Here is a 10,863-nt window from a genome sequence, read left to right as displayed (position 1 = left end):
GCCCCGCGGCTACCGCCCGTAGAGCTGTGCCGCCTCGTCCCGCTTGGCGCGCACGGCCTCGGCGAAGCCGGTGGGCCGGGCCAGCTCCTCGAGCCCCACGGGCTCGGACTGCCGGGCGGCGTGGACCACGGGCCAGCCGGAGCCGGCCTCCACCACGGACTGGTGCTTGACGTCGTAGTAGCCGGGTTTGCCGTTGAGGGCCACGCCCCTGGCCCCGTGCAGGGCAGCCACGAGGTGGTGGTGGAAACGGGTGGTGAGCCAGAGCTGGTGGGGCCCGAAAGTGAAGTCCCCGTCCCACGCGGCCTGGAACGGGATGAACCCGTCCGGGGCGATCACGTCCCGCAGCCGGTCGTACCCCTCGTGGTCGTCACCCGGGATGGCCTCCAGGTACCGCACGGCGTCGCGAGGCAGGTCCCACCGCTGCAGCTGGGCCCTGGCGAAGTCCAGCATCATCTCGAAGGAGCCCTCGGCGAGGGTGTCCGACTGCACGCACACCACCACCTCGCGCGGCGGATCGTCCTGCTGCGCGCCGGGTCTGTCCCCCTTCTGCCCGGCGAGCAGCCCGAGGGCGCGGGCGTGGCGCGGGTCCTCGGCCAGGAGGAAGGCGTCGTCGTAGCCCAGGGGCACCCCGGCGGCCTCGGCGCTGGGACGGTCCCGCACGCTGAGGTGGTCGAGGTCCGAGAGCGGGTCCCCGGCGTAGGGCATCAGCCCCTGCCCCGTGGCGAACAGCCGCGCCCCGGTGAGCTCACGCACGGTGCGCATCGCCTCCACGACTCTCAGGTTCTCGGACCAGTCGCTGTGCAGCACCCCTCCGCCCAGCAGGTGCACGGTGCCCGCCTCGCGCAGGGCGAGCAGGCCGGCGTCGTACTTCGGGGAACCGAGATCCGCAACCAGGCTGCGCATGGAGCGTTCCAGCCCGTGGTGGATCTCGTGCATGGCCCGGAACACGGTGTTGACCACGTGCAGGCGGGGGTGGATGCCGCGCAGCAGGCTGGTGACGGTCCCCGGCTCGCGCACGTCCAGCCACACGTCCGTGGTGGGGGCGACCTTCGCGAGGTGGTTGACCCAGGTGGCGGCGATCAGCTCATCCCCGAAGTTCGGGTAGCCCGCCCACGAGATCAGGTAGATGGGCGGCTTGCGGGACGGCGGCACCCGGCGGTGGTCCTTCAGGAGGTTGCGCATGGGGGCACAGTACCCGGGGGCCGTCCCCGGCGCGGGTGGATGACATCGACCCCCGGCCCCGCGCGGGACGCACCGAAGACCTGCCCGGACGCAGACTGACGGGCGCGGTCGAGCGGACGCGGGCGGAGCGGGCCCCCGTGGCCGGCGGAGAAGGGCCCCGGGGCGCGGTGGCGCGCCGGGCGGCGTCGTCGCCCCGGGGACGGGCGCCACCCACCCCCGGGCAGCCGGTACTCTGTTCTCCCATGACCCCGCCCCACGCCGCCCAGGAACCGCCCGCCCAGCAGCCACCCGCCGAGCCCGCCCGCAGCGGCTCGGCCAGTGTGATCGACGGGGGGCAGCGCGAGCACACCCCGCACGTGCCGTCACAGCCCGCGCAGGGCACGTACCTCAAGCCCCGCCACCTGGTGATGATGGCGCTCGGCTCGGCCATCGGTACGGGACTGTTCGTGGGCACGGGTGCGGCGATCCAGACGGCCGGGCCTGCCGTGCTGATCTCCTACCTGGTGGCGTGCACGCTGCTGGTGCTCGTGATGCGGGCCCTCGGTGAAATGGCCGCGGCGGACCCCTCCTCCGGCGCGTTCTCCACCTACGCCGGCAAGGCCCTGGGGCCCACGATGGGCCGTGCGCTCGGCTGGCTGTGGTGGGCGCAGATCGTGGTGGTCGTGGCGGCGGAGGCCACCGCCGCGGCGCAGCTGGTCACGGAGATGTGGCCCTCCCTGCCGCAGTGGGCGTGGGCGCTGGTCTTCATGGCCGCGTTCACCGTGATCAACCTGGTGCGCGTGGGGACCCTGGGCGAGGCGGAGTTCTGGTTCGCGCTGCTCAAGGTGGCGGCGGTGGTCGGGTTCCTGGTGGTGGGTGTGCTGCTGCTGATCGGCGCGCTGGAGGTCCCGAGCCCGGGGCTCTCCAACCTCACGGAGCACGGCGGCTTCATGCCCACCGGGCTCACGGGCGTGGCCTCCGCTCTGCTGGTGGTGGTCTTCGCGTTCGGTGGCACCGAGCTGGTCACGATCGCCGCGGCCGAGACCGAGGACCCCCAGAAGAACGTGGCCCACGCCATCCGCACCATCCTGGTGCGCATCCTCATCTTCTACGTGGGCTCCGTGTCCGTGATGGTCGTGGTGCTGCCGTGGAACAACGAGGGGCTCTCTTCCAGCCCGTTCGTGGCCGTGCTCACCGAGGCTGGGATCCCCGGGGCGGACGTGCTCATGAACGTGGTGATCGTCCTGGCGCTGCTCTCCGCGCTGAACGCCAACATCTACGGCAGCTCGCGCATGCTGTTCTCCCTGGCCCGCCGCGGCTCGGCCCCCCGCGCACTCGCGGCCACCACGGCGCGCGGTGTGCCCCGCGCCGCCGTCGTTGCGTCGGTGGTCTTCGGCTTCATCGCCGTGGTGCTGAACTACCTCTGGCCGGAGACCGTGCTGAACGTGATGCTCAACCTGCTGGGCTCCACGTGCCTGGTGGTGTGGGGCATCGCGCTGGTCTCGCAGATCATCCTGCGCCGCCGCATGGACCGCGCCGGGGAGTCCTCGCCGCTGAGGATGTGGGCCTTCCCGTGGCTCTCCTACTTCGCGCTGGCCCTGCTCGCGGCCATCGTGGTCATCGGGCTGCTGGACCCGACCGTGCGCATCCAGTTCATCGCCACGTTCGTGCTGGTCTGCCTGATCGCCCTCGCGTGCAAACTCCTCCTCCGGGACGACGACGCCGCCCGGGCCACCCCCGCGCGCACCTCCTGACCGCGGCGCGGACCCGGTCCAGGGTGCAAGCCCTCCGGCCACGGCACCGGCCTGCACCACAGACGGGGTCGGTGGACGCGGCCGGGGGTCATCCACGGCAACGGCACCGGCCGTCGCAGGGACCGTTCCCCGCGACGGCCGGTGCCGGTACGTCGTCGTGCGCGGTGCCGCACCGCACGCGTGGTGCAGCCCGAGCCGCGGACCTCAGACCGCCGAGGGCAGGTCCGGGAAGGTCTCGGCCACGCCCGGCGTGTGGAGCTTGCCGTGACGCGTGGAGAGCCCGGTGGCCAGGGCGGCGTCGGACTCCAGGGCGGCGTCGATGCCCGCGGCGAGACGCATGACGTACGGCGTGGTGGCGTGCGTGAGGCCCTGGGTGGCCGTGACGGGCACCGCGCCCGGGAGGTTGGCCACGCAGTAGTGGCGGATGCCGTCCACCTCGTACACGGGGTCGTGGTAGGAGGTGGGGTGGGTGGTCTCGAAGCAGCCGCCCTGGTCCACGGCCACGTCCACCATGAGGGCGTGCGGCTTGAGCAGGGACAGGTGCTCGTGGCGCACGAGCTTGGGGGCGGCGGCACCCGGGATCAGCACGGAGCCGACCACCACGTCCGCGCGGGGCAGCTCCTCCTCGATCCGGTGGGCGTCGCTCATCAGGACACGGGCGTGGGGGAACAGGGCGTCCAGCTGGCGGATGCGGTCCCCGTTGGCCTCCAGGATGGTCACGTCCGCGCCGGCACCCACGGCCGCACGCGCGGCGTGCTCGCCCACGGTGCCGCCGCCGATCACCAGCACGGTGGAGGGCACCACACCGGGCACGCGGCCCAGCAGGATGCCCGAGCCGCCGGCGTGGAACTGCAGATGGTGCGCGGCGTTGGCGATCGCCAGGCGCCCCGCGATCTCGGACATCGGGCGCAGCAGCGGGAGGGTCCGGCCCACGCGCACGGTCTCGTAGGCGATGCCGGTGACGCCGCTGTCCAGCATGGCCTCCGTCAGCTCACGGCTGGCTGCGAGGTGCAGGTACGTGAACACGGTGAGGTCGGAGCGCAGGAAACCGTACTCCGCGGGGATCGGCTCCTTGACCTTCACGAGCAGCTCGGCCTGCGCCCAGGCATCCTCCTGGGAGGTGAGCTGCGCGCCCGCCTGGCGGTAGTCGTCGTCGGAGAAACCGGCACCCAGACCGGCACCCTCCTCCACGAACACCTCGTGGCCCTGCGCGGTCAGCGCGGTGACCATGGTGGGGGTGAGGCCCACACGGGCTTCTTCGGGCTTGATCTCGCGGGGGACGGAGATTCTCATGACGGCACGCTCCTCGTGGGAAGTCCATGGGCGGCGCGGGGCACGAGGGGATGCGCCCGGGCTCCGCGCTGAGCCCCTGATGAGTCCCCATTGTGTCCCACAGGGCCCACGGGCAGCAGGGGCCTCCCGAATGTGACCGAGCGCCCGCCCCCACACGGGAACGGGCGCTCGGCTCCGCGCGGCGGAGCGGGAGGTCAGCGGGCCTGGATCTGCGCGGCCGCCTCGGGGTCCGAGTCGTTGAGGAACTTCTCGATCCGCGTGGCCTCGTCCGACTCTCCGATCTGCGCGGCGGCCTGGCCGAGCGCGGCGAGCGCCCGCAGGAACCCACGGTTGGCCTCGTGCGCGTACGGCACGGCGCCGTGGCCCTTCCAGCCGTGGGCGCGCAGCGAGTCCAGGCCGCGGTGGTAGCCCACGCGCGCGTACGCGTAGCCCTCCAGGGTGCGCCCGTCCGCGAGCGCCTCCTCCGCCAGGACCGCCCACGGCAGCTGCTCCTTGGGGAACGCGGCGGCGAGGTCCTCGGCCTCGTCACCGGCCTCGAAGCGCGCGCTCATCGCCTCGTTCTCCTCCAGGTACGTGGGCTCCGGTTCGTCCAGCAGATTCTTGCCGAGCAGTGCCACGGTGGTTCCTTTCCACGGTCGTGCGGGGTTCGCTGCCACTGTACGCACGATTCACGACGCCGCTCCACGCCGTTCGCCGCGGGGGTGCGCTCAGTCGCCGATCATGATCCCCACGCCGGGACCCAGCGGCAGCCCGCCCACGTAGAAGACCACCAGGATGGCCACCCACACGAGCCAGAAGGGCACGACGAACGGCAGCATCCGGGCCATGAGCGTACCGAGCCCCGCCGAGGGCTCGTACTTCCGGAGCATCGTCAGCAGCACCACCATGTAGGGGTTCAGGGGAGTCATCACCTGGGTCGCGGAGTCGCCCACGCGGAACGCGGCCTGGATGAAGGCGGGCTCGAAGCCGAGGAGACCGAACATGGGCACGAACACCGCGGCCATGAGGGTCCACATGGAGGACCCGGAGATGATGAACAGGTTGAGCAGCGAGCACAGCAGGATGAAGCCGATGATCACGGGGAATCCGGTCACCCCCGCGTCCTCGAGGGCGGTGGCGCCGGTGACCGCGATCCATGAGCCGATCCCGGACCAGTTGAACAGCGCGATGAACTGCCCCAGGACGAACGCGAGCACCAGGAACGAGATCATGTCCCGCAGCGCGGCTCCCATCATCACGGGCACGTCCTTGAAGCCCCGCACGGTGCCCGCCACCCGGCCGTAGACGTAGCCGCTCACCGAGAAGAACGTGAAGATGATGAACACGATCGAGGCCAGCAGCGGTGACTTGGGGAGGAAGTGCCCTGCCTCGTTGCGCCACGGGGAGTCCGGCAGCAGGGCGAAGACCGTGAGGGCCACGCCGATCAGCACGAAGGTGATCCCGGCCCACAGCAGGGCCTTCTTCTCGCGCGGGGACAGCGCCGCCTCCACATCGGGTTCCTGGGACTCGGCCACCGTCTGCTCGTCGCCCACGATGCGGATGGCGCGGGTGTCCGTCATGAGCTGCTGGGTCTGCGGGTTGACCTCCTCGCGGGAGACGCCCACCCGTTCCACGCGCGGTTCCAGGACCTTGTCGATCACCCACCCGGCCACGAGGGACAGGATGATCGCTGAGACGATGTTGAACCAGTAGTTGGACAGCGGGTTGACCTCGGTGGCGTTCTCCGCCAGCGCCGGAACGGTGGGGATCACGGCGTTGGTGATGCCCGCGAACAGCGCGTCCAGGGACGTGGGAAAGATGTTGGTGGAGTACCCCGCGCCTGCCGCGGCGAACCCGCCCAGCAGGCCCGCCACCGGGTGGCGCCCCGCCGCCTTGAACGCGAGGGCCGCCAGCGGAGGAATCACCACGAACGCGGAGTCCGCCATGATCGAGCCCACCACGCCCACGAACCCCACGGTGTAGGGCAGCATCCACCGCGGTGCGCTGCCGATCGTGAAGCGGATGGCCGCGGCCAGGAATCCGGACTTCTCCGCGATGCCGATGGCCAGCAGAATCGTGGCCACCGTGACGAGCGGCGGGAAGCCGATGTAGTTCTCACCCAGGGTGGTGGTGAACCATGCGATCCCGTCCCCCGTGAACAGGCCCTGGATGGCCACGGGTTCGTCTTTGCCCGGAACCTGCACCACCACTCCGGCCCACGCCATGGCCGTGGAGACCGCCGCGGTGATCAGGAACAGGATGGTGAACAGCGCAAAGGGCTCGGGCAGCCTGTTGCCCACCCGTTCGATTCCGGAGAGAAGACGATCCCCCCGGCTGGGCCTGGTGGTGGCGGTGGCGTTCATGGGTGCTCCGTGGTGGTCGGTGGTGTGGAAGGTGTGGTCCGGGGCGGAGCCGGGGCGGCGGCGTCGAGCCGGTGCCGGAGAAACGGTGGAACGCCCCGTCCCGGGCGCTCAGTCGAAGTAGTCGGGTACGGAGATCCCGCCACCGCTCGCCCGGAAGTCCTCCGCGACGTCGGCGGCCAGCTCGTCGTCCGTCAGGTAGTCGAGGGCCACAGCGGCCAGTCCGTACGCGCCGTCGAGACCGGCGCGCTCCGCGCGCGGGGAGCCCGCCGCCTGCGCGAACTCGCGGGAGTGCAGCCCCGTGTCCTCCGTGGCGATGCCGATGAGCGGGTGGATCCCGGGGACGCGGTAGCTGACGTTGCCGAAGTCCGTGGAAGCGGCCAGCACCTCGGACAGTGTGCCCGCGGGGTAGGGGTCCCGCCCGCGCCGCTGCTGCGCGAGGACCCAGCGGTCGGACAGCGGGCCGTTGCTGAGCACGGGCAGCGTGGCCGGGGAGGTGTCCCACGCGACGCTCACGCCCACCCCGGCCATGAGCGCTGCGCCCTCCATGACCTCGCCCACCCGCTGGGACAGGGCGCTGAGCGTCTCGGGGCGCTGGGACCGCACGTAGAGCCGCAGGGTGGCGGACTCGGTGATGATGTTCGGCCGCTCGCCGCCCTCGGGCAGCACCGCGTGGATGCGGTCCGTGGGCGGGGTCTGCTGACGCAGCAGCCCGAGGCCCTGGTAGGCGAGCACGGCGCCGTCGAGCGCGTTGCGGCCCATGAAGGGGTGCGACGACGCGTGGGAGGCCCGGCCGTGGAAGGTCACCTCGCACTGGCGCCGTCCGAGCCACACCTGGTCCGTCAGGTCGGTCATGTAGGGGTGGACCATGGCGGCGGCGTCAACGCCCTCGAGCGCACCGTTGCGGGCCATGATCTCCTTGCCGCCCTCCCCCTCCTCGGCGGGGGTGCCCAGGTAGACCACGCGCCCGGAGAACGCGCCGGGCTCCTCCCGCAGCAGTTCGGCGAGCGCGACGAACGCCCCGAGGCCCGTCACCGCGATCACGTTGTGCCCGCAGCCGTGGCCGATCCCCGGCAGGGCGTCGTACTCGGACATCACGGCGATGGTGCGGTGGGATCGGGGGTCGAAGTCCTCGGAGGAGACCTCCGCGTGAACGGCGGTGTCCAGCCCGAACGCGGGGCTCTGCGCCTCGACCCCGTGCCGCGTGAGGTGCTCCGTGATGCGCCGCGCGGCGCGGTGCTCCTGGAACGCCGTCTCCGGGTCCCGGTGGAGTTCGTGCAGGATGCGCACGAGGTCCTCGGACTGCGCGTCCACGAGGGCCTCCAGCCGCTCCTGCGCCGTGGGCCCCGCACCGTGGTGGTCCCGCAGGTGGTGCGCCAGCTCCCTCTTGCGGCGCTCCGTGTCCCGCTGCAGCTGGCCCAGGTAGGCGCGCGAGGGCTCAGGCGGTTCGTGCTCCGGGGCGGACCGTGGTGCGGGCGGCGTGGACTGCTCGTGCGGGGATGCCATGCCCAGGACAGTAGCAAGGGGCATGACCCACAGCACAGCGGTGCCCCGCACGCGGACGTGCGGGGCACCGGGGAAGGACGTGCGGGCTACTTGATGGACGTGCCCGCGGAACCGAGGTTCTGGCAGGCCTCCACCACGCGGGCGGCCATGCCGGTCTCGGCCTCGGCGCCCCACACGCGGGGGTCGTACTTCTTCTTGTTGCCGACCTCGCCGTCAATCTTCAGGACACCGTCGTAGTTGCTCAGCATGAAGCCGGCCACGGGGCGGGTGAACGCGTACTGGGTGTCGGTGTCCACGTTCATCTTGATCACGCCGTAGGACACCGCGTCCGCAATCTCCTGGGCGGTGGAGCCGGAGCCGCCGTGGAACACGAGGTCGAACGGGCGGTCCTTGCCGATCTTCTTCCCGACCTCGTCCTGGATCTCCTTGAGCAGCTCGGGGCGCAAGCGCACGTTGCCGGGCTTGTAGACGCCGTGAACGTTGCCGAAGGTCAGGGCGGTGATGTAGCGGCCCTTCTCGCCGGCGCCGAGCGCCTCGATGGTCTTCATGCCGTCCGCCACGGTGGTGTAGAGGGAGTCGTTGATCTCGCCGACCACGCCGTCCTCCTCGCCGCCCACGGCGCCGATCTCGACCTCCAGGATGATGTGTGCCTTGCTGGTGCGCTCCAGCAGCTCTTGAGCGATCTTCAGGTTCTCGTCCAGGGCGATCGCGGAGCCGTCCCACATGTGCGACTGGAAGATGGGGTCCTCACCGCGGGCCACGGCCTTCTCGGACTCGGCCAGCAGCGGGAGGACGAAGCCCTCGAGCTTGTCCTGCGGGCAGTGGTCGGTGTGCAGGGCGATGTTGACGTCGTACTTCTTGGCCACCTCGCGGGCGAACGCGGCCATGGCCAGCGACCCCGTGACCATGTCCTTCACGGAGGAGCCGGACCAGTACGCCGCACCGCCGGTGGAGGCCTGGATGATGCCGTCCGAACCGGCCTCGGCGAACCCGCGGATCGCGGCGTTCAGCGTCTGCGAGGAGGTCACGTTGATGGCCGGGTACGCGAAGCCCTTCTCCTTGGCCCGGTCGATCATCTCGGAGTAAACGTCAGGGGTTGCGATGGGCATGGAGTGCTCCTTCTTCTGGGTTCCCGATGCACGGCTGGACCGTGGCCTGAGGCCTGTTTCCAGTCTAGGCGACCGGGGGGCGCGCACCTGTGGCGCGGGTCATGATTCCGGGCGGACCCGCCCGTCCGTCACCGTTCGGGACACCGGTGTACGACGCCGCCCGCTCGCCACCGCGCCCCGGGACCCGTGCGGGGTCCGGGGCGCGGCAGCCCACCTCACGGCGTCACAGCCGCCAGCACGAGCTGGTCTGCGGGATGCCGTTGAAGCGGGCGTCCAGGTAGGCGAGCATCGAGGGGATCCCCTCCACGTAGCCGCCCAGGTGCGTGGGGGTCACCAGCGTCTGCAGGGACACGTTCGCTCCGGAGGTGCACCAGCTCTTGGCAAGGTTCCGCCCGGCCTGGTAGGGCACGACGTCGTCCGCGAGCCCGTGCGCGACCCGCACCGGCACGGCGGGGTGGCGGCCCGCGGCGCCGTTGTCCTGAGCCTTGAGGTGCGCCTTCAGCTCGGGGTCCTCGAGCAGCTGCGAGAACGAGCGTCCGTCCGCGGTGAGCTTCTTGGAGGACACGAGCGCCTCACCCAGCACGGTGCCCACCACGCAGCTGCCCTGCGCCTTGTCGTAGCGCTTCTGGCCGTCCGCGTTGAGCTTGCCCCGAACATCCACACCGGAGTCCTGGGCGGCACCCATCACGTAGAACGAGAGCCCGGTGAACAGGCTGGAGTCGATCTTCTTGCCCGTGGCCACGAGGTCCGCGGGAGGAGCACCCACCCACGCGCTCTTGATCTGCAGCTCCGGGGCGTACCGGGGTGCCATCTCCACCGCGGAGGCCGTGGCCCCACCACCCTGCGAGTAGCCGACGGCGGCCACGGCGGTCTTCGGGCCCACACCCTTGACCCCGAGCCGCTGGGCGGCGCGCACCGCGTCCAGCACGGCATGGCCCTGGTCCACGCGGTTCATGTAGGTGTGGGCGCCCTGGGTGCCCAGCCCGATGTAGTCGGGGACCACCACGTTGTACCCGGCGTTGACCAGCCCGGAGAGGCTGATGCCCTCGTAGTTCAACCCCATGGCCAGCTGCCGCGAGGGGGCGCACGAGTCGCCCATGCCCTGCGTTCCCGGGGAGAGCACCACCAGGGGCCGCGGGGTGGACTTCTTCCACGCCGCCTTGGACTCCAGGACCGTGCCCGTGGCGGGCACGGCCTGACCCTTGCTGCTGGTGGTCCTGTACATGATGCGCGTGGAGGACGCGTTGGGCTTGATGAGCTTGACCGGGTCCAGGTAGAACGTGGAGGCCTCCGAGCGCACCACGTCCCCGTCCGTGGCGGGCAGCTGGGCCGGGGTCTCGTAGAACTGTCCGCCCGTGGTGGCGGAGAGCTTCTGCAGGGCCTGGCCCCGCGCGACGTCCTCCCGGGTGACGCCCTGCTCCTGGAGCGCCTGGTCCTGAGCGGAGCGCGGCAGCTGCGAGAATCCCCCGTCCGGTGCGGTGTCCGGTGCGGTCTGTGCGGTGGCCGGCTGCAGCCCCCCGAGCAGCAGTCCCACGCCGAGCGCCAGGGCTCCCGCGGAGCGTCGAAGGGGCAGTGGCCTGGTCGATCGTGACATGGTCCTGTGACCCTTTCGGAATGTGATGCGACTCACATGACCCTAAGGTAACCACCGGGCCCTGGCCATAGCCGATCGACCAGACCTCGGACCGCTGCACTATGAAG

At 71.2% G+C, this 10,863-nt stretch carries 8 protein-coding genes; 1 reads left to right on the top strand and 7 read right to left on the bottom strand.

All coding sequences use genetic code 11. The features are described 5' to 3' along the window. Positions 1-9: 9 nt before the first annotated feature. Complete coding sequence (locus DNL27_RS01640; protein WP_012397274.1) at positions 10-1,182, bottom strand: polysaccharide pyruvyl transferase family protein; 1,173 nt, start codon at positions 1,180-1,182, stop codon at positions 10-12. A gap of 242 nt (positions 1,183-1,424) precedes the next feature. Between DNL27_RS01640 and DNL27_RS01635 the strand changes: the two genes are divergently transcribed. Beyond that, the gene (locus DNL27_RS01635; protein WP_012397273.1) at positions 1,425-2,915 is read left to right on the top strand and encodes an amino acid permease; all 1,491 of its coding nucleotides are present in this window, start codon (positions 1,425-1,427) and stop codon (positions 2,913-2,915) included. A 204-nt stretch (positions 2,916-3,119) separates the two neighbouring features. Here the strand turns inward: DNL27_RS01635 and ald are convergent, their stop codons facing one another. The 6 genes from ald to DNL27_RS01605 form a co-directional block, all read right to left on the bottom strand. Then, positions 3,120-4,208 carry an alanine dehydrogenase gene (gene ald / locus DNL27_RS01630; RefSeq protein WP_012397272.1) on the bottom strand — a complete coding sequence of 363 codons (1,089 nt, stop codon included), beginning with the start codon at positions 4,206-4,208 and terminating at the stop codon, positions 3,120-3,122. A 194-nt stretch (positions 4,209-4,402) separates the two neighbouring features. Continuing rightward, entirely contained in the window at positions 4,403-4,864 is a 462-nt protein-coding gene (locus tag DNL27_RS01625) for a DUF3151 domain-containing protein (RefSeq protein ID WP_012397271.1), read from the bottom strand. A gap of 51 nt (positions 4,865-4,915) precedes the next feature. Next, positions 4,916-6,550 (bottom strand): AbgT family transporter, encoded by a 1,635-nt coding sequence (locus tag DNL27_RS01620; RefSeq protein ID WP_012397270.1) that lies wholly within the window; start codon positions 6,548-6,550, stop codon positions 4,916-4,918. A 108-nt stretch (positions 6,551-6,658) separates the two neighbouring features. Further along, positions 6,659-8,053 carry a M20 family metallopeptidase gene (locus tag DNL27_RS01615; RefSeq protein WP_112234517.1) on the bottom strand — a complete coding sequence of 465 codons (1,395 nt, stop codon included), beginning with the start codon at positions 8,051-8,053 and terminating at the stop codon, positions 6,659-6,661. A gap of 86 nt (positions 8,054-8,139) precedes the next feature. Then, positions 8,140-9,162 (bottom strand): class II fructose-bisphosphate aldolase, encoded by a 1,023-nt coding sequence (gene fbaA / locus DNL27_RS01610; protein ID WP_012397268.1) that lies wholly within the window; start codon positions 9,160-9,162, stop codon positions 8,140-8,142. A gap of 223 nt (positions 9,163-9,385) precedes the next feature. After that, positions 9,386-10,756, bottom strand: a complete 1,371-nt coding sequence (locus DNL27_RS01605; protein WP_112234516.1) for a lipase family protein — start codon at positions 10,754-10,756, stop codon at positions 9,386-9,388. Positions 10,757-10,863: the final 107 nt, after the last annotated feature.

It is taken from the genome of Kocuria sp. BT304, assembly GCF_003290245.1.
In the GTDB taxonomy this organism is placed as follows: Bacteria; Actinomycetota; Actinomycetes; order Actinomycetales; family Micrococcaceae; genus Kocuria; species Kocuria rhizophila_A.
This window is presented reverse-complemented; position numbering and strand designations above follow the sequence as displayed.

Coding starts and splice junctions, on each gene's coding strand:
- fbaA (WP_012397268.1), bottom strand. CDS start 9,162: ATGCCCATCGCAACCCCTGACGTTTACTCCGAGATGATCGACCGGGCC.
- ald (WP_012397272.1), bottom strand. CDS start 4,208: ATGAGAATCTCCGTCCCCCGCGAGATCAAGCCCGAAGAAGCCCGTGTG.
- DNL27_RS01605 (WP_112234516.1), bottom strand. CDS start 10,756: ATGTCACGATCGACCAGGCCACTGCCCCTTCGACGCTCCGCGGGAGCC.
- DNL27_RS01615 (WP_112234517.1), bottom strand. CDS start 8,053: ATGGCATCCCCGCACGAGCAGTCCACGCCGCCCGCACCACGGTCCGCC.
- DNL27_RS01640 (WP_012397274.1), bottom strand. CDS start 1,182: ATGCGCAACCTCCTGAAGGACCACCGCCGGGTGCCGCCGTCCCGCAAG.
- DNL27_RS01635 (WP_012397273.1), top strand. CDS start 1,425: ATGACCCCGCCCCACGCCGCCCAGGAACCGCCCGCCCAGCAGCCACCC.
- DNL27_RS01620 (WP_012397270.1), bottom strand. CDS start 6,550: ATGAACGCCACCGCCACCACCAGGCCCAGCCGGGGGGATCGTCTTCTC.